A 19,899-nucleotide genomic window follows, 5' to 3' on the forward strand; every position below is an offset into this window, starting at 1 on the left:
ATGGCGGGCCGCGCTACGCCGGTTCGCGGATGGCGGGCCGTGCTATGGCATCCGCAGCACCGGTTTGATCACTTCCCCGGCCTCCGCGGCCTCGATCGCCGCGCTGATCCGCTCGAACGGGAAGTGCGTCACCAGTTCATCGAACGGAAACCTCCCCTGCCGGTGGAGGTCGAGCAACGTCGTGATCAACGTCGTGCTCCGCCCCTCGCCGCCGAGCACCCCCACGACCCGCTTCCCCCACAACGTGCTGAGGTGGTCGAGCTCGATGCGCGCCCCTGCCGGCGCACCGCCGATGAGCGCGCACGTGCCGCGCATCCCCACGGAGTCCACGGCCTGGCGGCACACCGCCACGGCCCCGGTGCACTCCAGGCTGAAGTCCGCGGGCCCCGCGCAGATCTCGTGCACCGCGCCGACCGGGTCGTCGGTCGTCGCGTTGATCACCTCGGTCGCGCCGTACCGGCGTGCCGCGCGCAGCCGCGACTCGTGCCGGTCGACCGCGATGATCCGCGTCGCCCCGCTGTTGCGCGCCGCCATGATCGCGGCCAGCCCGACCGTGCCTGCTCCGAAGACGACGATCGACGAACCGGCGTTCGGCCGCAGCACGTTCAGCACCGCGCCCGCGCCGGTCGACAGCCCGCACGCCAACGGTCCCAACAGGTCGAGGGGCAACGAGGTGTCCACGGGCACCAGCCCCCGGTACGGCACCACCGCGTGCGTGGCGAACGACGACTGCCCGAAGAAGTGGCTGGCCAGCGGTGACCCGTCCAGCCGGCGCAACGCCCGGCCGCCGCCGACCAGCAGCTCGCCGAGCCGCAGGCAGTAGCGGGGCCGGCCGTCCAGGCAGTTGCGACACTCACCGCACCACGGCCAGCCGAGCACGACGTGGTCGCCCTCCGCGACACCCGGCACGCCAGGCCCGACCGCCTCGACCACCCCGGCGCCTTCGTGGCCGAGCACGCCGGGCAGCGGGAACGGCAGGTCGCCGTGGCGGGTGATGGAGTCGGTGTGGCAGATCCCGGTGGCGGTGACGCGGACCAGGACCTCGCCTTCACCCGGCTCGTCGAGCAGCACGTCCTCGAGCTCGAAGTCGCCGTGCCGGCGGTGGACGACGGCCGCGATGATCCTCACCCCAGCACCTCCGCCACATCGGCCCGCACGGCGAGGGCTTCGAGGTCGTCCGGCACGTCGGCGTGGTCCCGGTTGATCCGCACCAGCCGCGCCCCCGGCACGCTGCGCACCAACGACTCCACCGGCCACCGGATCACCGACGGCGTGCTGAACCCGGCCCCGATCTCGACCACCAGCAGCCGCCCTTCCCGCCCGAGCCACTCCCGCATCCGCCTGCCGTCGGGCACGTGGTGGTCGGCCACGTATTCGGGTCCTTTGTGGACGTTGAAGAACACCGGCCCGCCACACCGGGGGCACTGCGGCACCGCCGAAGCCTCCCCGGACTCCACGTCGCAGGTGGCCAGTGCCGCCTCGACGATCGGCCTGCTCTCCCACGTCTGCCGCGTGCACGGCGTCTCGCACTGGTAACGCCCGTAGTCGCCCTGGGGCGACCACACGTCCGCGAACCCGTTGCGCGCGAACAGCCCGTCGACGTTCGACGTCAGCACGAAGTGATCACGCTCGCCTATCACCGCCCGCAGCCGCGCGTACAGCGGGTTCGGCGTCGGGCCGAACCGGATGTCGTTGACGTGCACCGACCAATACCCCCACAACAGCCGCGGCGGCAGCGGCAACCCGATCAGCTGGTACCGCGCTCGCAGCCCTTTCCGGTGCAGCGCCGGGAACAGCTCCGCGAACCGCACGGGATCGGAGTAGTCGTACCCGGCGGCGGCCGACAGCCCGGCGCCCGCCGCGATGAGCACCCGGTCGGCCCCGTCCAGCCAGCGTTCGAACGTCACAGCAGCTCCCGGTAGGCGTCGTCGTCCTCGTCGCTAAACGTCGTGAAGACCACCCGGTCGAACCGGCCGGGGTGCGCGGCCAGCCAGTCCACGACGGTACCGGCCGCGATGCGCGCCGCCGCCCGCTTGGGAAATCCGAAGATCCCCGTGCTGATCCCGCAGAACGCGATGGTGCGGATCTTCTCGACCTCCGCCGCGAGGTCGAGGCACGACCGGTACGAATCGGACAGTGCGGTTTCGTGGGCGGGCAACACCTTCCCGCGCACGATCGGTCCGACGGTGTGCAGCACGAACGGTGCCGGCAGGTGGTAGCCGCGGGTGATCTTCGCGGTGCCGGTGGGTTCGGGCGCCGCCTGCGCGGTCATGATCCGGTGGCAGTCGGCGCGCAACCGCGGCCCGGCCGCGGCGTGGATCGCGTTGTCGACGCACGGATGGCCGGGCTGGAAGCAGCCCAGCAGCGCGTCGTTGGCGGCGTTGACGATCGCGTCGGCCATCAGGTGGGTGATGTCGCCGCGCCACACCGGCCCCGGCAACGTCCGCACGTCCACCAGCGGCCCCACCTGACGCTCACCCCCGAGCACCGCGTCCAGCACCCCCAGCAACTCGGGGTCGAGCGCCGCCGGCTCCCGCACCGTCAACAGGTGCCGCAGCAACCGCCGCCGCTCGGCGAGCCCGCGCGGCAGGGCGAACCGCCCCACCCACGGGTCCTCGCCGAGCAGCCGCAACGCCTCCGCCGTCACCACCCCGAGCCGGCGAGCGGGCGCGGGCGGGCTGAGCGGGCGGAACGGTTCGTCGAGCGCGATCGCGGACCGGTAGTCGCGCAACGGCAGTGCGGTGATCACGGTCAGAACAGGCCGTTGTCGTGCGGCAGGACGGCCGGCACGGGCGTGATCACGTCCCAGTGCTCCACGATCCTGCCATCGGCGACCCGGAACAGGTCCCAGTACGCCACCGGCTCGCCGAACTCGCCCTCGGACTGCAGCAGCACGAAGTCGCCCTCGGCCACGACCTTGTGGACGGTCTTGTAGACGAGGTTGCGCCCCTGCCCGGCCCACTCGGCGGCGGCCGCGCCGAAACCGGCCAGGCCGTCGGCGGCCTCGGGGTTGTGCTGCAGGTAGGTCGTCGTGGAGATGTAGTCGGTGAGCACCGAGTAGTCGGCGTCCTGCAGCACCCGCTGGGCGAACTCCCGCACCAGCGCGCGGGAAGCCGAGGTGTCGACGTCCGCGGGTGCGGCCTGACCGTCCGTCTGGGACCGTCCGCTCGCCGTCTCCCGGACGAGAGGCGTGAGGGCGTCCCAGTGCTCGGCGAGCTTGCCGTCCGCCACCCGGAACAGGTCGAACGCCACCAGCGGCTCCGGCCCGAAACCGTGGTAGACGCCGTGCAGCGCAACGAGATCGCCGTCGGCGATCACCCGCGCCGGCTCGTAGCGGAAGCCCGGGGGCAGTGAGGCGACGAGACCGCGCAACGCCTCGGGGCCGTCGCCGATGAGCGCGCTGTGCTGGCGGTAGTCCGGCGCGACCCAGCGGTCCACAGCGGACGGGTCCTTGTCGCCGAAGAGTTCACCGGCGGCCTTGAGCACGAGTTCTTTGTTGTCCATGGCAGCAAAGATGTCGCACGGACCGCCGCCGAACGAGGTAGGATCGCGCCTCACCATGGTCAAAAGTGGACAAGTGGTGTAGTTCGGCTTCAGCAACCCCGACCGCGGGCAGCTGGGGCTGGAAGCACTCGACCTCGCCGTCCTCCGGCGCAGGCTCAGCGAGGACACGCTGAAGAAAGTGCACCGCACCGACTTCCACCAGCTGTTCCTGTTCACCACCGGGCACGGCACCACCATGGTCGATTTCGTGGACCACCCGTGCGAACTCGGCACGCTGCTGCACCTCAGCCCCGGCCGCGTGCTGCGCCTGCCCGACGGCGACGTCGAGGCGCTCGTGGTCCTCTTCACGCCCGCGTTCCCGCCCCCGCTGGACGGCACACGGCAGTTGCTGAGCCCGTTCGGGCCGACGATGCTCACGGCTCCCAAGGCGGAACGGGCCGTCCTCACCCGCGCCGTGCAGGACCTCAGGCAGGAGTACCGCCGCAACCTGCTCACGAACGAGCCGGTGGACCTGCTCCGCCAGCTGCTGGGCGCGGTGCTGCTGCGCATCGCCCGCCTGCCGTCCCCGGAGGACGCCGCCCACGGCGACGCCCGGTTCGAACGGTTCCAGCAGGAGCTGGAACGGTCGTTCGCCACCAGCCGCAACGCCGCCGACTACGCGGCCCGCATCGGCTACTCGTTGCGCAGCCTCAACCGGATCTGCATGGCCGCGACCGGCCGGTCGGCCAAGGCGTTGATCGACGCGCGGGTCGCGCTGGAGGCCAAGCGCCTGCTCGTGCACACCGACCTGTCGTCGGCCGCGATCGGGCATCGGCTGGGGTTCAGCGAGGCCACCAACTTCACCAAGTTCTTCGCCCGCGAGACGGGGATGTCACCGCAGCGGTTCCGGGCTTCCTAGTCCGAGGAAGTGCAGCACGGCCAGCACGCGGCGGTGGTCGGCGTCGGCCTTGGGCAGGTCGAGCTTGGCGAGAATGCTGTTGATGTGCTTGGCGACCGCGCTCTCACTCACGACGAGCTGGGCGGCGATGCCGGCGTTGGAACGCCCCTCGGCCATGAGCGCGAGCACCTCCCGTTCGCGGGCCGTCAGCCGTTCCAGCGGATCGCTCTGCCGCCGCACCAGCAGCTGCGCCACGACCTGCGGATCGAGCGCGGTGCCGCCGTCGGCCACCCGCCGCAGCGCCTCGACGAACTCCTCGACGTCCGCGACCCGGTGCTTGAGCAGGTAGCCCACCCCGCTGGTGTTGGCGGCGAGCAGCTCGGCCGCGTAACGCTCCTCGACGTACTGGGAGAGCAGCAACAGCGCCGTCGACGGCCGGGTGCGGCGGATCGACAGCGCGGCGCGCACGCCCTCGTCGGTGAAGCCCGGCGGCATCCGGACGTCGACCAGCGCGAGGTCGGGCCGGTGCTCCTCGACCGCGGCCAGCAGCGCCTCCGCGTCGCCGGCCTCGGCGACCACGTCGAAGCCCGCCATCTCCACGACCTTGACCAGGCCCACCCGCAGCAGCACGGAGTCCTCGGCGATCACGGCACTTCTCAGCAAGGCAGCTCCACGCTCATCACGGTCGGTCCCCCCACGGGACTGCTCATCCGGAACGTTCCGTCGACCGACCGCACGCGCTGGGCGAGCCCCGTGAGACCGGTTCCCCGGCCGGGGTCGGCCCCGCCCAGGCCGTCGTCCGCGATCGTCACCCGCAGTATCCCGCCCACCAGGGTCACCGTCACCTCGGCCCTGGTCGCCTCGCGCGCGTGCTTGGCGACGTTCGTCAGCGCCTCGGACACGACGAAGTACGCGACCGCCTCCACCGCCGGGGCCGCGCGTCGCGGCAGGTCCACCCGCAGCCGCACGGGCAGCGGGGCGCGAGCGGCGAGCCCCGACAGCGCCGCGTCCAGCCCGAGCTCGTCCAAAACGGCGGGGTGCAGTCCGCGCACCAGGGTGCTGAGCTCCTCGATCGCCTCCTTCGCCTCGCGGTGCGCGGAGTCGATCACCGCGGCCGCGGTGGGCGGCAGGTCCAGCGTCGCCCTGGCCAGGCCCAGGTTCAGCGCCAGCGACACCAGCCGCTGCTGGGCGCCGTCGTGCAGGTCGCGTTCGATGCGCCGCCGTTCCGCGTCGGCGGCGTCCACCGCGCCGGCCCGGCTCTCCGTGAGGTCCTCGACCTGCCGTGCGAGGACCTCCTCCCTGCTGCGGCCGAGCAGCGACGGCACGAACGCGCTCTCCAGGCGCACGACGGCGGCGGCCACGCGCCGGACGAGGGCCAGCGCGACCACCCCGGCCACGACGAGGTACTTCTCCGAGAACACGCCGAGGTGCTCGATCCGCCACTGCCAGGGCAGCGCGTACACCGCCGCCGCGGCCACCCCGGCGGCCAGCAGCCCCACCACCAGCACCTCGAGCGCGCCGAACAACGCCCCGGCGAAGCTGTGGTAGCCGACCTGGCGCCACGGCCGCCGCCACCCCGGCCTCGGGATGTCGATGCCGAGCAGCTGCCGGAAGCGCCACCGCTGGGCCGCGGTCAGCACCGGCACGCACAAGATCATCAGCGCCAGGTTGATCCCCAGGAGCACCGGCGCACTGGCGTCCCCGCCCTCGATGATCTCCCACACCAGGCCGAAGGCGTTGAACAGCAGGAACGCCGTGACGAGGTGAAGCGGCGCCCCCAGCGCGAGGAAGGACAGGTCGCGGGTCAGGCGGGTGAGCGCTCGCCGCAGCCGGGTCTTCATGATCCAACCGTAGGCGGCCGCCGGGGGTGTACCTGGTGCCACCCCCAAGACGGAAAGCAGTGCGACTGACTCCAGACCGCGGAAATCAGAGGGTTGATCACGTGACCTCCACCTCCCGGCTGCTGATCGGATCAGGCCTCGTCCTGCTGCCCTGGCTCGCCCACCTCGCCGTCACCCTGCCACCCGCGCAGGCCGCCCTCTGGGTCACCCTGGACAGCCTGGAAGCCGCCGCCCTGCTCACCACAGGACTCCTGGTGCGCACCGGCGCCCACTACCGCGTGCCCGCGGCCGTCGCGGCGGGACTGCTCCTCGTCGACGCCTGCCTCGACCTCGCCACGTCCACCGGCGCGGAACTGGCCGTCGCCGTCGCCATGGCGGGTTTCGCGGAGATCCCCTGCGCGGCGCTCTGCCTGCTGCTAGCCGTTCCACCCAGGACAGAGCTGGTCGAGCGTGTGCCGGCAGATGTCGGCGAAGACCGGGTTGGTGTCGCGGTAGTACGGCAGCCCCAGGACCGCGAGGTGCAGCGCCCAGCCGCGGGCACGAACCCACGCGGCGTCGTCGAACTCGCCGAGCTCGCGCCGGAACGCCCGCCTGCCGCGTTCGTCGAGGAACAGCCAGGCAGCCATCAGGTCACCGGCCGGATCACCGGCCCCGGCACAGCCCCAGTCGATCACACCGGTCAGCTCACCGCTGGTGAACAGGAGGTTGCCGCTGTGCAGGTCGGCGTGCAGCCAGCGCGGCGGCCCGGACCAGGGCGGCGCGTCGAGCGCCTCCTGCCACAGCGCGAAGAGCCTCGGATCTCCTCCGACCTGCGTGATCCGCTCGCGAATCAGGTCGTCGTGCTCGCCGATGTGCGCGTTGCCGCGGTGCGGGACCCACTGCGCGTCGCCCACCTCGATGCCCTTCAACGCGTGGATCAGCTCCGCGAGGCGGATCGGTGTGTCGGAACGGACTTCGGAGACGGTGGCGGTGTGTCCGGGCAACCAGCGCACGACCGTCCAGCGGTGCGGGTAACCGGAACCGGGTTCGCCCAGCCCGACCGGTTCCGGCGTGGCGACCGGGAGGTGACGGGCGAGCAGGGACAGAACGGTGGATTCGCGTTCGGCCTGACCGGTTGACCACTCGCGGTTCGGCAACCGGACCGCGAGGTCGTCGCCCAGCCGGTAGATCGCGTGGCTGGTGCCGCCGTGCTCGACGGGCGTGATGGGAAGGCCATGCCAGCGCGGGAACTGCGTGCGGATCAATTCGTCCACAAGGGACACCTGCATTCGACCACTCCCCCGTTGAGGCCCGGCGTGCCATGCAACACCAGGCCTCCGCGAGGCGGCAACCGCTTTAGGGCCGCCTGGCCTCGATCACGCGCAGGGCGCTGGGCGTCGCCCGCACGCCGACGTGCCGAAGACCGGCCCGTTCGAACAGCGCGGCGAACTCGTCCTCGTCCCGCTCCTTGCCCCCGACCAGCATGAACATCTGCAGGTCCATGAGCGGCACGAACGCGTGGCCGTCCGACAGCAACGCCTCCACCACGAAGACCCGCGCGCCGGGGTTCCCGGCCTCGGCACAGCGCGACAGGATCCGCACGCACGTGTCGTCGTCCCAGTTGTGCAGGATCAGCCGCATCAGGTAGGCGTCCGCGGCCGGCACGGACTCCCGCGCGTCCCCGGCAACGACATCACACCGTTCCGCCAGCGCGCCGCCGCGCAGTTCGGGGTCCGCGTCCACGAGGGCGACGTCGAGGTCGAAGAGCGTGCCGCGCACAGCGGGGTGGCGCTCCAGCACCGCGCGCAGCAGGGTTCCCTGGCCGCCGCCGACGTCCACCAGGTGGTGCACGCCGTCGAGGTCCAGGGCTTCGGCCACCAGCGGGTTGGTGGGGCCCAACGACAACGTCATCGCGCGGTTGAAGCTCTCCGCCACCTGGGGTGCGTCACCGAGGAAGCTGTAGAAGTCCTTGCCGTGCACCGAGGAGAACGGCGAGGTGCCGGTGCGCACCGCGTCCGTGAACCTCTCCCACAACGGCCACATCCAGTCCGGCTTGAAGAACCCGCTGACGATCTCCGCGGGGGCGTCTCCGGTGTTCGTCCGCAACAGCCGCGAGAGTTCGTTGTGCACGTAGGTGTACGGCGCCGCTCTGCGGAAGAAACCGAGCCCGTGCAGGGCGCGGAACAGGCGGAGAGTGAGGTCCGGATCGATGCCGGCCGTGCGCGCGAGGTCCGCGACGGGCACGGGTTCCTCGCCCACCAGGTCGGGCAGGCCCAGCTCCAGGGCGGTGCGCAGGAGGTACCCGGACAGCATGTGCTTGAACAGCGGATCCATCGTCTCGAACACGATGGTCTGGTGATCCGTCATATCAGTTGAAAACTAATCAACCCACAACGGCCGCACAAGGACTGTTCCGCGCACACCGGACCGGTCTGATCGGTGGAACATCGCTCACCCGGCCCGCCGCTCGGCGAGCTGCACGACGTTCGGCGACCTCTCCACCCGCACCCGCCCGCTGGAGGCGACCAGGTACCCGACCCCGCGCACGGTCTGGATCACGTCCGCCGCGTCACCGAGCTTCTGCCGCACCCGCCGCACGTGCACGTCGACCGTCCGGGCGCCGCTGTAGTTGTCGTTCACACCCCACACCGCGGCGAGGAGGTCACGACGGCGATGCACGCGATCGGGGTGTTCGCACAGGTGCAGCAGCAGCTCGAACTCCAGTCTGGTCAGCTCGACGGGTTCTCCCCGGAACAGGACCTGCCGGGTGTCCGGCAGGATCCGCACGTCCGCCTCGTCGACCACGGCCTCGGTGGCCTGCACCAGGCCCGCGTCCTTCAACGCGCCGAGCAGCCGCAGTGCGACGTCCTCGTTCTCGGTGTCGATGGTGATGCTGAATCGCATGGCGGTGTCCTCAGGTCTTCGGCAGGCCTTGGGGGTTGATCTCCGACGCCGGCACGGCCTCGTCGGACAGACCCCAGCGCTGGAGCACCTCGGCGTACTTGCCGTTGGCGATCAGCTGGTTGAGCGCCTCCTGGACCGGGGCGACGAGACCGTTGTCCTTCTTGGTGGTCACGGCGATCTTGCCCTGCACGGCGGCGCCGCCGGAGAAGGTGCCGATCACCTCGGTCTGGCCGGACGTGGCCGCGTGGTAGGCCGACGTGGGGTTCGGGCCGAGGTAGGCGTCGATGCGGCCGGACTGCAGCGCCAGGTAGTAGTCCGACGAGTTCTGGAAGTACTTGATGTCGGTGGCCTTGAGGCCCGCGGCGACGTTCTTGGTGCTCCAGTCGACGAGGATCTTCTCCTGGTTGGTGCCGGAACCGACGGCGATCACCTTGCCGGCCACGTCCTCGGGCTCCTTCACCCGCCAGGTGCCGCCCTTCTTCGCCTCGAACGCCAGCGTGTCCAGGCGGTAGGTGGCGAAGTCGTACTTCTCCTTGCGCGCCTCGGTGACCGTGATGTTGGACAGGCCGACGTCGAACGCACCGCTGTCCAGGCCCACGAAGAGGTTCTCCCACGAGGAGACCTCCAGCTTCGGCTTGAGGCCCAGCACGTCGGCGACCAGCGTCGCGATGTCGGTCTCGACGCCGATCACGGTCTTGTCGTCGGTGGCGTAGAACCGCAGTGGCGGCGCGGTGCCCGCGGAGCCGCCGATGACGAGCTCGCCCTTGGTTCTGAACTTCTCCGGCACCTTCGACGCGATCTTGTCGTCCTTCTGCGCCGTCACGCGCTTCTGGTCCGGGCTCAGGTTGACGTTCAGGGCCCCGCCGCTGGACGAGGGCTCGCTCTCGGCCGTGCCGCAGGCGGCGAGGACGAGGGCCAGCGCGGCGAGAAGTGGTTTGCGCACAACGAACTCCTTGCTAGAGAACCTTGGAGAGGAACGCGCGGGTGCGTTCGTGGGACGGGCGGTCGAGCACCTCGGACGGCGTGCCCTGCTCGACGATCACGCCCTGGTCGACGAACACGATGCGGTCGGCCACCTCGCGGGCGAAACCGATCTCATGGGTGACGACGATCATCGTGGTGCCGGACCGGGCGAGGTCGCGCAGCACGTCGAGCACCTCGCCGACCAGTTCCGGGTCGAGCGCCGAGGTCGGCTCGTCGAAGAGCACGACTTTCGGTTTCGTGGCCAGGGCTCGCGCGATCGCGACGCGTTGCTGCTGGCCGCCGGAGAGCTGGCGCGGGTAGGAGTTCTCCTTGTCCGCCAGGCCGACGCGGGCCAGGAACCGCCGCGCCTCTTCGACCGGTGCGACCTCGGCGACGTTCTCCAGCGCGGTCAGGTGCGGGAACAGGTTGAAGTTCTGGAACACGAACCCGATGTGCCTGCGCTGCTTGAGGATCTCGCGTTCCTTGAGCTCGTGCAGCTTGCCGCCGCGCCGCTCGTACCCGACCAGGTCGCCGTCGATGCTGATGAACCCGCGGTCGACCTTCTCCAGGTGGTTGATCGTGCGCAGCAACGTCGACTTGCCCGAACCCGACGGCCCGAGCACCACCACGACCTCGCCGGCCGCGACGTCCAGCGACACCCCGCGCAGCACCTCGTTGGAGCCGAAGCTCTTGTGCACGCCCAGCACCTCGATCACCGGCGGTCTCCTCGGGCGAAGTGGCGCTCGACGTAGTGCTGGCCGATCGAGAGCAGCGTGGTCAGGATGATGTACCAGACGGTGGCGACCATCAGCAGCGCGACGACGCGCGCGTTGCGGCCGTAGATCACCTGGACCTGGTAGAACAGCTCGCCGATCGCCATCACGGACACGACCGACGTGCCCTTGAAGAGGCTGATCACCTCGTTCGCGGCGTTCGGCAGGATGGCGCGCATCGCCTGGGGCAGCACGATCCTGCGGAACTGCCGGAACCTCGGGATGCCCAGCGCGGCGGCGGCTTCGAGCTGGCCGCGGTCGACGGAGATCACGCCGGAGCGGACGATCTCGGCGGCGTACGCGGCCTGGTGCAGCGCGAGTCCGAGCACGGCCGCGCCCATCGGGCTGATCAGCTGCACCGTCTCGAACGTCACGAACTCCGGGCCGAACGGGATGCCGAGGCTGAGCCGCTGGTAGAGGTAGGAGATGTTGAACCAGAACAGCAGCTGCACGATCAGCGGGATCGACCGGAACGCCCAGACGTAGGTCCAGCCGACCGCTTGCAGGAACGGGCTTTTCGAGAGCCGCAGCACCGCGACCACGATGCCCAGGGCGAAGCCCAGCACCGTACCGGCGACGGTCAGCAGGATCGTGGTGCCGACGGCGGTGAGGATCGACTGGGCGGTGAAGTAGCGGGCGAACGTCGGCCAGTCCCACGCGGGGTTGGTGACCAGGCCGTGGACGAACTGCGCCACGAGCACCAGCACGGCGGCGACGCCGACCCACCGCCACGGGTGGCGGGCGGCGACGACGGGCAACTTCGCCAGTTCGACGTCCTTTGTGGACACTGGAGTGAGGGTGCCGGAAGACATGGTGGGTCCTTGTCGGGCAGGCGGGGCGAGGAAGGGCCGAGAGGTCAACCGGTACAGGCGGCGCTCGACACGCGCCCGTGGTCGACGTGCCTGCGGGAGGACAGGAACAAGGCGAAGTCGGTCATTCCTGCCCTCCCTTCCCTGCGCTCGGATGAGAGCACGTGCAGAACGCGCCTCACGTTAGGGAGCGCACGATTGCCTGAGCAAGGACGTCCACGTGGTGAACAACTATCGGAGACCGAGGTGATCCCGCAGGGTCGGACCGGTGTAGTCCTCCCGGAAGACGCCGCGTTCCTGGAGCAGCGGCACGACGGTGTCGGCGAACTCGTCCAACCCGCCCGGCGTCACGTGCGGCACGAGGATGAACCCGTCCGCCGCGTCCTGCTGCACCAGGTCGTTGATCTGCGTGGCGACGGTGTCCGCCGACCCGATGAACGTCTGCCGCGCGCTCACGTCGATCACGAGGTCGCGGATCGACAGGTTCTTGGCCGCGGCCCGCTCGCGCCACTCCTTCACCGTGGCGACGGGGTCCTTGAACATCCGGACGCTCGCGCGGCCCTTCGCGATGGTGTTCTCGCCGGTCAGCGGCTCCTCCACCGGCAACGGACCGTCCGGGTCGTAAGCGCTGAGATCCCGGTTCCACACCTGTTCCAGGAACCGGATCGCGGTCGCCCCGCTGACCTGCTGCCGGCGCACCTGAGCCGCCTTCTCCTGGGCGTCCGCGTCGGTGTCGCCGAGGATGAACGTGGCGGCGGGCAGCACCACCAGTTGATTAGGCGTGCGGCCGTACTTGGCCAGCCTGCCCTTCACGTCGCGGTAGAACCGCTGCCCCGCCTCCAGCGTCCCGTGCCGCGAGAAGATCGCGTCGGCGGTGGCGGCGGCGAACTCCCTGCCCTCGTCGGAGTCCCCCGCCTGCAATATCACCGGACGGCCCTGCGGTGACTGCGGGACCCCGAAGGTGCCACTGATGTCGAAGTGCTCGTCCTTGTGCTCGAACCGGCCGATGCCGGTGTCGAAGAGCTTCCACGCCGTGCGCAGGAACGACTCCGCGCGGGTGTAGCGGTCCTCCTGCTTGAGAAACCCTCCGCGACGGAAGTTCTCGCCGGTGAAGGCGTCCCACGACGTGACGACGTTCCACGCCGCGCGCCCTTCGGAGAGGTGGTCGAGCGAGGCGAACTGCCTGGCCACCTCGTAGGGCTCGTTGAACGTGGAGTTGATCGTGCCGGCCAGCCCGAGCCGGTCGGTCACCGCGGCCAGCGCGGCGAGCACGGTGAACGTGTCCGGCCGGCCTACCACGTCGAGGTCGTAGATCTGGCCGCCCTGCTCACGCAGCCGCAGTCCCTCGGCGAGGAAGAAGAAGTCGAACTTCGCCCGTTCCGCCGTCCGTGCCAAGTGGACGAACGAGTCGAACTCGATGTGGCTGCCCGCCTGCGGATCGCTCCACACCGTCGTGTTGTTCACGCCGGGGAAGTGCGCGGCGAGGTGGATCTGCTTGGTCATCTTGCGCTCCTTCTGAGCCGTCCAGCCACAGGTCCCGCGCGCGTTCGCCGTCGATGAACGGCTCATTCATCCACCTCAGGTGGAGCAAGGCGCCCTTCATCGAGCACCTGGCGCGCTGCGTTCAGGCACGCGTCACGGGCAGAACCTCCGGCCAGGCGCTTCAGGCGTACTGGTTGGCGGGCTTCGCGAGACCGAGGTGGCCGCGCAGCGTGGTGTGCTCGTACTCCGTCCGGAACAGGCCTTTCCCGCGCAGTTCCGGGACGAGCCCGCGGGTGACCTCGTGCAGGTCGGCGTGAATGCGGAACCCGGCGAACCCCTGCTCCTGCCACTCGCGCAGCTGGCCGGCCTCGGGGACCCCGGTGACGTCGCGGAAGACGAGCGCGCCGGGCACCGAGGGGTCGTCGCCGAACACGATGTCCGCGAACCCCGGCTCGGTGGCGGCGATCGGCGGATGGCCCTGCGGCGGCCGCGGCGTGATCGACGGTCCGCGCACGCTGAACCAGCGGCCCTCGAAGTCGATGTGGTGCAGCTTCTCGCGGTCGATGAACCGGCCGGTGGTGACGTCGCGGATCTCGGCGCCGTCCTCCCAGCTGTCCCACAGCCGCCGCAACACCTCTGCGTGGTCGGCGGCCTCCTCCCACAGGTCGTCGAAGTTCTCGCGCCGCCCGAAGTGCTTGCCGTGCAACGAGTCCGTCGTCAGCTGGACGCCCGCCCGCCCCTTGCTGACGTAGTCGAGCGTCGCGATGGCCTTCGACAGGTGGAACGGCTCGGTGTGCGTGACGACCGCCGTCGGCACCAGGCCGATGCGCGAGGTGAGCGGCGCGACGCGGGCGGCGGTCAGCACCGCGTCGAGGCCGGGCTCGCCGCCCAGCGAGTCGTCGAACGTGACGAAGTCGAGCGCGGCCTCCTCGGCCTCGCGGGCGAGCTCCACCCAGTGCTTCGCGGTGAACGCCTCGTCGCCGGTCGCGCGCAACGCGACGGCCAGGTGCAGTGGTGACCCCACCGGTCCCCCTCTCGTCGGGTCCTCGCATTCTGTGCGCGCCAAGGGGTTCGCCGCTTCCACGGCCACAGGGTGGGAAAACTCGCCGGGACGGGAATATTTCGAGGGTTTGCCTTGACGTGCGCGTCAAGGTTTAGCGTTCCGGTCATGAGGATCGGCGAACTGGCCAAGCGAGCCGGCACCACCACGCGTGCGCTGCGCTTCTACGAGTCCCAGGGACTGCTGGCGGCGCAACGCACGTCCAACGGCTACCGCGAGTACGACGACCACGACCTGCGGCTGGTGAAGGAGATCCAGTCGCTGCAGGCGGTCGGGCTGTCGCTGGAGGACACCAAGCCGTTCGTGGCGTGCCTGCGCGCGGGCCACGAGTCGGGCGACTCGTGCCCCGACTCGCGGGAGGTCTACCGGCGCAAGCTCGCCGAGGTGGACGCCTGCCTGGAGCGGCTCCAGACCGTCCGGGAGTTCCTGCTGGCCAGACTCGCCTTCTCCGATCCGTGCCTCGTGCCAGAACCCAAGGAGTTCCAGTGCAGCTGACCGACGCCACGTTCGCGGAGAAGACCCGGACCGGCACCGTGCTCGTCGAGTTCTGGGCGCAGTGGTGCGGGCCGTGCCACATGCTCTCGCCCGTGCTCGACGAGATCGACCGGGAACGCGACGACCTGACCGTGCTGAAGATCAACGCCGACGAGAACACCGCCACCGCGCGCGACTACCAGGTCATGTCGCTGCCCACGATGCTGCTGTTCCGCGACGGCGTACCGATCCGGCAGATCGTGGGAGCGCGCCCCAAGTCGCGGTTGCTCGCGGAATTGGATGACGCGCTCAGCGCGTGAGCGCGTCCGCCCCTTCCTCGATGAACGGAACCTTCATCCACCTGAGGTGAACGAATGCGCCGTTCATCGAGCTCCGCCAGGGCCGGGCCTGGCGCCGGGGGCCGAATTGGATGACGCGCTCAGCGCGTGAGCCACCTAGATTGAGGCCATGCTCGGTCTCGAACTCGTGGTGGTGCTGGGCGTCTGCGTCCTGGCGAGCAGCGTCGCGTCTGGACGGTTGCGCCTCGCGGCCCCGGTGCTGCTGGTCGTGTGCGGCGCGGTGCTCGGCTTCGTGCCCGCGCTGGAGTCGGTCAGCCTGCCGCCGGAGGCGATGCTGCTGATCTTCCTCCCGGCGCTGCTGTACTGGGAGAGCCTCAACACCTCGTTGCGGGAGATCCGCAGCAACCTGCGCCCGATCGTGCTGCTCAGCACGCTGCTCGTGCTCGCCACCGCGGCGGCGGTCGCGGCGGTCGCCCACGCGCTGGGCCTCGACTGGGGTCCTGCGTGGGTGCTCGGCGCGGCCCTCGCGCCCACCGACGCGACCGCCGTCTCGGCCATCGCCCGCGGCATGCCGCGCCGCACCACGACCATCCTGCGCGCCGAGTCGTTGATCAACGACGGCACGGCGCTGGTGATCTACGCGATCGCCATCGCGATCACCACGGGCGAGCAGCAGTTCAGCGTCGGCCTGGTCGGGTTGCGACTGCTGCTGTCCTACGCGGGCGGCGCGGTGGCGGGTCTCGCGGTCGCCTGGCTCGCCGTGCAGGTCCGCAAGCGGCTCGACAACCCGATGCACGAGACCGTGGTCAGCATCCTCACCCCGTTCACCGCGTTCCTGCTGGCCGAGGTCGCCCACGGCTCCGGCGTGATCGCGGTGGTCGTGTGCGGCCTGGCGTTGTCGCAGGTCGGGCCGCGCGTCGTGCCCGCGGACACCCGTCAGATGAGCTCCGCGTTCTGGGGCATCGCCACGTTCCTGCTCAACGGCGCCCTGTTCGTCCTGATCGGGCTCCAGGCCAACGGCGCGATCCGGTCGCTGAACGGCTCGGAGACGCTGCGGGCGTTCGGCACGATCGGCCTGGTGGCGCTCGCGGTGGCGGGCACCCGCCTGCTCTGGAGCTACACCACGCCGTACGTCATCCGCGCGCTCGACCGCCGGCCGCAGCAACGACTGCGCCGCGTCGGCGCACGCCAGCGCCTGGTGTCGGCGGGCGCGGGGTTCCGCGGCGCCGTGTCGCTGGCCGCCGCGCTGGCCGTGCCGGACACGGTCGTCGGTGGCGCGCCCTTCCCGTTCCGCGACCAGATCATCCTCATCACGTCCGGTGTCGTCGTGCTGACCCTGATCGTGCAGTCGATCATGCTGCCGTCGATCCTCCGGTTCTCGCGGCTGCCGGAGGACACCGCGGTGGAGGAGGAACTGAAGCTGGCCCAGACGACCGCGTCCGAGGAGGCCTACGAGGCTTTGCCGCGCCTCGCCGACAAGGTGGGCGTTTCGGACGTCGTCTACAAGCGCGTGCTCGCCGAGTACGAACACCACCTGGAGGTCGTGCGCGCCAAGGAATCCGGCAACGAGGAGGTGGTGCAGTCCGAGGGCGAGTACACCGCGCTGCGGCTGGAGCTGATCGCGCACAAGCGGGCGACCGTGGTGCGGTTGCGCGACGAACGGGCCATCGACGACATCGTGCTGCGGGCGGTGCAGCGCAAGCTCGACGTCGAGGAGGTGCGGCTGTCCCGGCGCGAGGTCGACGAGGACTGACCTCAGCTCGACGGCTCGACCCGCGCGTGTTCGACCGGTTCCAGGAGGAACTCCTGGTCGGCCTGACCAGAACAGGTCTCCTGGGACAGTTCGGCGCCGGCGTCGACGTCGGACGGACCGCCGAGCAGACCCACGCACTTGCCGCTGTGCACCGGCCGCAGCACGAAACCGTTCGGCACGGGAACGGAGACCGGCTGGAACAGGAACCGCTGGTTGGCCGCCGATGTGCAGTTCCTGGGAGCCAGCAGCATGCCGTCGTCGAGCGAGGCCTCGTCCACGGACAGACAGCCCCAGCCCTTCACCGGGTGATGCCACTTGATCAGGTACACCCCGGTGCCGAGTGTTTCGAGATACGTGTCCGGCACCAGGTTCGCGCACGGCCGCTGAACGGCGAGCTCGCGATCGGTGCGCTTGTTGCGTTCGCTGCCCTCCCCCACGCAGAGGCCGCGATCGGCGATGTGGCCCGGGCGCAGCAGGTACCAGCCGTTGGACGGCAACGCCGTCGGGCCGGAGGAGCCGCCGAGCAGAACTGTGGCGACGACCGCGGCGATCACCACCACGACCACCGCCGTCGTGGCGGCGAGCCACCGCTTCCGTCGCCCCGATGGTGCTTCCGATGGCACCTCCGCCGGCTCCACGTCGAGGAACGTGCCCACGGCCAGACGTTCCCTGGTGCTCAACCACGCCGCCAGGTGCTGCCCGTCGCCGCACGCGCGCACGAACGCCGCCAGCAGCTCCGGCCGGGGAAGTGCTTCACGGCGCAGCATGTCGGCGACGGTGCTGCGGGGCAGAACATCGCCGTACTCGGCCGCGTGTTCTTCCAATTGTCGCAGGGTTCGTCCCGAATTCTTTTTGAGCGACCGCAGAAGGGCGGAGAACTCCGCGACATCTCGCGCTGATTCCGGCTGGACGCGATGAGGAGTCACCATCTCATCGTGGCGGACCGGAGGTCCCAACGGCGTCGGCTGGTCAGGGGATCTTGTCCGGCCGTTCGGACAGATGCCACCTGACCAGGCAAGAGTCGCCGAGACCGTCCGGGACGCCGCGAATCGCTTGGCGCACGCCGACCGACTTGCCAAGCTGGCATCGCGTCGCCGGGATCGCGGCAATCCGCATTCCAAAACCGGCCGAAATGACGCTTCACCCGAATGGAGAAGAGCATGTATTTGCGTGCACTCGTTGCAGGAGCCGCCCTTGTCGGCACCGCGCTCGTGGCGACCGCCGCGGGACCGCCGGCGCAGGCCGCCGACCTCGGACCGGCCGCCGTCACGTGCGGGAACGCGAACTGGCCGCACCACGACTTCGACGACGGATCCGGCACGGTGACGAAGTCCGGCGGCGCTCCGGCGCACACCGGCCCGTACGGGGACTGCAAAGTCGTGGGTTCCGTTCCGGAAAAAGCCAAGGTGAGCTACGACTGCTACGTCACGAACAGCTACGGCAACAGGTGGACCTGGGTCCGCGACCAGAACGGCGCCAGCATCGGCTGGATCTACGGTCGCTACCTCAGCGGCGGTGGCTCTTCCGTGCCCTGCTGACCACCGGTCATGCCTCGCCCTCCCTCCTCGCCACCGCGGAGGAGGGAGGGCGAGTTAGCCAGCACACTTGCAGGAGCGGACATTGCGCCACTTGACGGCCGGGACACGCCGAACCTGCCAGCTTCAGTGACGGGCTTCGGCCCGTGACTGTCGATGGAGGGTGTGATGGGCGGGTCCGGGGACGTGGGGCGTCGCGTCGAACTGGTGATGCTGGTGTTCGCCGCGTTGATCGTGACGGCGGCGTTCGCGCTGGTCGAGATCAACACGCACCATCCGCTCACGATGACCGCGGTGTGGCTCGGCCTCGCGTTCCTCTCGGTGTTTGTGGTGGCGCATCTGGCCGTGCGTCGCTGGGCGCCCTATGCCGACCCGTTGATCCTGCCGTGTGTCGCGTTGCTCAACGGTCTCGGTCTGGTGATGATCTACCGGCTGGACCTCGCGGATGACGTGTCCCAGCCGGCGGCGCCGCGGCAGGTCGCCTGGACCGCCGTCGCACTGGTGTTCTTCCTGGTCGTGATCGCTGTGCTCAGGGACCACCGGGTGCTCGCCAAATACGGTTACACCTGCGGGCTGGCCGGGCTGGTCGCGTTGATCCTGCCGGGCGTTCTGCCCAGTTCGATCTCCGAGGTGCAGGGCGCCAAGGTGTGGGTTCGGGTGGGCGGCCTCAGCATTCAGCCCGGGGAGTTCGCCAAGATTCTGCTGATCGTCTTCTTCGCCGCGTTCCTGGTCGCCAAGCGCGAACTGTTCGTGGTCGCCGGGCGGCGCGTCGCCGGTGTCCAACTGCCGCGACTGCGGGATCTCGGGCCGCTGTTGGCCGCCTGGGGCGTGTCCATCGGCGTGCTCGCCCTGGAAAAGGAGCTCGGGGCGTCACTGCTGTTCTTCGGAATCGTCCTGTCCATGCTGTACGTGGCGACCGGACGGATCGGCTGGGTGGCAGTCGGGATGACCTTGTTCAGCATCGGCTGTTTCGTCGCCTACCACCTCTTCTCGCACGTCCGGGTGCGGGTGGCCAACTGGGTCGACCCGTTCGCCGACTACTACGGCAAGGGCTATCAGATGGCGCGGGCCATGTTCGCACTCGCTGCCGGAGGTATCTCCGGAACCGGCCTGGGCGTCGGCCACCCGGACCTGGTGCCGGAGGCGAACACCGACTTCATCACCGTCGCGTTCGGCGAGGAGCTCGGACTGATCGGGCTCAGCGCGCTTCTGCTGACCTACTTGCTGCTGGCGATCCTGGGCATGCGCAGCGCTCTCACGGTGCGGGACGACTTCGGCAAGCTGCTCGCCGGCGGGCTTTCCTTCGCGATCATCCTGCAGGTGTTCGTGGTGGTGGGTGGCGCCATGAAGTTCATTCCGGAGACCGGGATCACCGCGCCGTTCCTGTCCAAAGGCGGGTCGTCGCTGCTGGCCAACTACATGCTGGTGGCTTTGCTGCTGCGCGTTTCCGACGCCGCGCGCCGGCCGTCGGTCGCGCCGCCGGCTCCGCCACCGCGGATTCCCCTCGCGGGCGCGGAAACGGTCATGGTGCGCACGACCTCGTGACCGGCCAAGCGCGACCTTTGCCGTGGATGAAGGGCGCCTTCATCCACCTGAGGTGGATTTAGGATCCCCTAATACACGGCGAACGGGCGGCCGGGCGTGGT

At 70.0% G+C, this 19,899-nt stretch carries 21 protein-coding genes; 6 read left to right on the forward strand and 15 right to left on the reverse strand.

Annotated elements, in window-relative coordinates:
• Nucleotides 1-42: 42 nt before the first annotated feature.
• The 4 genes from ABZV40_RS31415 to ABZV40_RS31430 are packed head-to-tail and all read right to left on the reverse strand — an operon-like array spanning nucleotide 43 to nucleotide 3,504.
• Entirely contained in the window at nucleotides 43-1,128 is a 1,086-nt protein-coding gene (locus tag ABZV40_RS31415) for an NAD(P)-dependent alcohol dehydrogenase (protein ID WP_355449556.1), read from the reverse strand.
• On the reverse strand, nucleotides 1,125-1,907 hold the full coding sequence (locus ABZV40_RS31420) for a hypothetical protein (RefSeq protein ID WP_355449559.1): 783 nt from the start codon (nucleotides 1,905-1,907) through the stop codon (nucleotides 1,125-1,127). The genes ABZV40_RS31415 and ABZV40_RS31420 overlap by 4 nt, the downstream gene beginning before the upstream one ends.
• Nucleotides 1,904-2,749: a protein-ADP-ribose hydrolase gene (locus ABZV40_RS31425; RefSeq protein WP_355449562.1), complete on the reverse strand. Its 846-nt coding sequence runs from the start codon at nucleotides 2,747-2,749 to the stop codon at nucleotides 1,904-1,906. The genes ABZV40_RS31420 and ABZV40_RS31425 overlap by 4 nt, the downstream gene beginning before the upstream one ends.
• Nucleotides 2,750-2,751: 2 nt before the next feature.
• The gene (locus ABZV40_RS31430) at nucleotides 2,752-3,504 is read right to left on the reverse strand and encodes a nuclear transport factor 2 family protein (RefSeq protein WP_355449565.1); all 753 of its coding nucleotides are present in this window, start codon (nucleotides 3,502-3,504) and stop codon (nucleotides 2,752-2,754) included.
• Nucleotides 3,505-3,682: 178 nt separating this feature from the next.
• Here ABZV40_RS31430 and ABZV40_RS31435 point away from each other — a divergent pair, with 178 nt between their 5' ends.
• Nucleotides 3,683-4,402, forward strand: a complete 720-nt coding sequence (locus tag ABZV40_RS31435) for a helix-turn-helix domain-containing protein (RefSeq protein WP_355449567.1) — start codon at nucleotides 3,683-3,685, stop codon at nucleotides 4,400-4,402.
• On the opposite strand, the gene ABZV40_RS31440 is transcribed toward ABZV40_RS31435, so the two are convergent.
• The 10 genes from ABZV40_RS31440 to ABZV40_RS31485 all read right to left on the reverse strand — a co-directional run bounded on the left by ABZV40_RS31440 (nucleotide 4,376) and on the right by ABZV40_RS31485 (nucleotide 14,156).
• On the reverse strand, nucleotides 4,376-5,044 hold the full coding sequence (locus tag ABZV40_RS31440) for a response regulator transcription factor (RefSeq protein WP_355449570.1): 669 nt from the start codon (nucleotides 5,042-5,044) through the stop codon (nucleotides 4,376-4,378). The genes ABZV40_RS31435 and ABZV40_RS31440 overlap by 27 nt on opposite strands.
• Complete coding sequence (locus ABZV40_RS31445) at nucleotides 5,038-6,222, reverse strand: histidine kinase (RefSeq protein ID WP_355449573.1); 1,185 nt, start codon at nucleotides 6,220-6,222, stop codon at nucleotides 5,038-5,040. The genes ABZV40_RS31440 and ABZV40_RS31445 overlap by 7 nt, the downstream gene beginning before the upstream one ends.
• Before the next feature lie 416 nt (nucleotides 6,223-6,638).
• Nucleotides 6,639-7,475, reverse strand: coding sequence for an aminoglycoside phosphotransferase family protein (locus ABZV40_RS31450; protein WP_355449576.1), 837 nt, complete (start codon nucleotides 7,473-7,475; stop codon nucleotides 6,639-6,641).
• Between the two features lie 82 nt (nucleotides 7,476-7,557).
• A complete protein-coding gene (locus ABZV40_RS31455) occupies nucleotides 7,558-8,568 on the reverse strand; it encodes a methyltransferase (RefSeq protein WP_355449578.1) in 1,011 nt (336 codons plus the stop codon).
• 84 nt (nucleotides 8,569-8,652) lie between these two features.
• Complete coding sequence (locus ABZV40_RS31460) at nucleotides 8,653-9,105, reverse strand: winged helix-turn-helix domain-containing protein (RefSeq protein ID WP_355449581.1); 453 nt, start codon at nucleotides 9,103-9,105, stop codon at nucleotides 8,653-8,655.
• A gap of 10 nt (nucleotides 9,106-9,115) precedes the next feature.
• The gene (locus ABZV40_RS31465) at nucleotides 9,116-10,048 is read right to left on the reverse strand and encodes an ABC transporter substrate-binding protein (RefSeq protein WP_355449584.1); all 933 of its coding nucleotides are present in this window, start codon (nucleotides 10,046-10,048) and stop codon (nucleotides 9,116-9,118) included.
• Between the two features lie 13 nt (nucleotides 10,049-10,061).
• A complete protein-coding gene (locus ABZV40_RS31470; protein WP_355449587.1) occupies nucleotides 10,062-10,784 on the reverse strand; it encodes an amino acid ABC transporter ATP-binding protein in 723 nt (240 codons plus the stop codon).
• Nucleotides 10,781-11,629, reverse strand: a complete 849-nt coding sequence (locus tag ABZV40_RS31475; RefSeq protein ID WP_355449590.1) for an amino acid ABC transporter permease — start codon at nucleotides 11,627-11,629, stop codon at nucleotides 10,781-10,783. Before ABZV40_RS31475 ends, ABZV40_RS31470 begins: the two co-directional genes overlap by 4 nt.
• A 252-nt stretch (nucleotides 11,630-11,881) precedes the next feature.
• A complete protein-coding gene (locus tag ABZV40_RS31480; protein WP_355449593.1) occupies nucleotides 11,882-13,153 on the reverse strand; it encodes an LLM class flavin-dependent oxidoreductase in 1,272 nt (423 codons plus the stop codon).
• 160 nt (nucleotides 13,154-13,313) lie between these two features.
• Nucleotides 13,314-14,156, reverse strand: a complete 843-nt coding sequence (locus ABZV40_RS31485; protein WP_355449596.1) for an LLM class flavin-dependent oxidoreductase — start codon at nucleotides 14,154-14,156, stop codon at nucleotides 13,314-13,316.
• A 144-nt stretch (nucleotides 14,157-14,300) separates the two neighbouring features.
• Between ABZV40_RS31485 and ABZV40_RS31490 the strand changes: the two genes are divergently transcribed.
• The 3 genes from ABZV40_RS31490 (at nucleotide 14,301) to ABZV40_RS31500 (ending at nucleotide 16,718) form a co-directional block, all read left to right on the forward strand.
• Entirely contained in the window at nucleotides 14,301-14,687 is a 387-nt protein-coding gene (locus tag ABZV40_RS31490) for a MerR family transcriptional regulator (protein WP_355449599.1), read from the forward strand.
• Complete coding sequence (gene trxA, locus ABZV40_RS31495) at nucleotides 14,678-14,986, forward strand: thioredoxin (protein ID WP_189256903.1); 309 nt, start codon at nucleotides 14,678-14,680, stop codon at nucleotides 14,984-14,986. Before ABZV40_RS31490 ends, trxA begins: the two co-directional genes overlap by 10 nt.
• 148 nt (nucleotides 14,987-15,134) lie before the next feature.
• Nucleotides 15,135-16,718, forward strand: coding sequence for a Na+/H+ antiporter (locus ABZV40_RS31500; RefSeq protein ID WP_355449603.1), 1,584 nt, complete (start codon nucleotides 15,135-15,137; stop codon nucleotides 16,716-16,718).
• A 2-nt stretch (nucleotides 16,719-16,720) separates the two neighbouring features.
• On the opposite strand, the gene ABZV40_RS31505 is transcribed toward ABZV40_RS31500, so the two are convergent.
• Complete coding sequence (locus ABZV40_RS31505) at nucleotides 16,721-17,542, reverse strand: RICIN domain-containing protein (protein WP_355449605.1); 822 nt, start codon at nucleotides 17,540-17,542, stop codon at nucleotides 16,721-16,723.
• A gap of 336 nt (nucleotides 17,543-17,878) precedes the next feature.
• Between ABZV40_RS31505 and ABZV40_RS31510 the strand changes: the two genes are divergently transcribed.
• The gene (locus ABZV40_RS31510) at nucleotides 17,879-18,256 is read left to right on the forward strand and encodes a hypothetical protein (RefSeq protein ID WP_355449608.1); all 378 of its coding nucleotides are present in this window, start codon (nucleotides 17,879-17,881) and stop codon (nucleotides 18,254-18,256) included.
• Nucleotides 18,257-18,421: 165 nt separating this feature from the next.
• Entirely contained in the window at nucleotides 18,422-19,798 is a 1,377-nt protein-coding gene (locus tag ABZV40_RS31515) for an FtsW/RodA/SpoVE family cell cycle protein (RefSeq protein WP_355449611.1), read from the forward strand.
• Nucleotides 19,799-19,899: the final 101 nt, after the last annotated feature.

Source organism: Lentzea sp. NPDC004782, assembly GCF_040609115.1.
GTDB lineage: Bacteria > Actinomycetota > Actinomycetes > Mycobacteriales > Pseudonocardiaceae > Lentzea.

Excerpts from the sequence above, each read along its gene's own strand:
- ABZV40_RS31430 (WP_355449565.1), bottom strand. The coding sequence starts at position 3,504 with ATGGACAACAAAGAACTCGTGCTCAAGGCCGCCGGTGAACTCTTCGGC.
- ABZV40_RS31445 (WP_355449573.1), bottom strand. The coding sequence starts at position 6,222 with ATGAAGACCCGGCTGCGGCGAGCGCTCACCCGCCTGACCCGCGACCTG.
- ABZV40_RS31455 (WP_355449578.1), bottom strand. The coding sequence starts at position 8,568 with ATGACGGATCACCAGACCATCGTGTTCGAGACGATGGATCCGCTGTTC.
- ABZV40_RS31460 (WP_355449581.1), bottom strand. The coding sequence starts at position 9,105 with ATGCGATTCAGCATCACCATCGACACCGAGAACGAGGACGTCGCACTG.
- ABZV40_RS31480 (WP_355449593.1), bottom strand. The coding sequence starts at position 13,153 with ATGACCAAGCAGATCCACCTCGCCGCGCACTTCCCCGGCGTGAACAAC.
- ABZV40_RS31490 (WP_355449599.1), top strand. The coding sequence starts at position 14,301 with ATGAGGATCGGCGAACTGGCCAAGCGAGCCGGCACCACCACGCGTGCG.
- ABZV40_RS31500 (WP_355449603.1), top strand. The coding sequence starts at position 15,135 with ATGCTCGGTCTCGAACTCGTGGTGGTGCTGGGCGTCTGCGTCCTGGCG.
- ABZV40_RS31510 (WP_355449608.1), top strand. The coding sequence starts at position 17,879 with ATGTATTTGCGTGCACTCGTTGCAGGAGCCGCCCTTGTCGGCACCGCG.
- ABZV40_RS31515 (WP_355449611.1), top strand. The coding sequence starts at position 18,422 with ATGGGCGGGTCCGGGGACGTGGGGCGTCGCGTCGAACTGGTGATGCTG.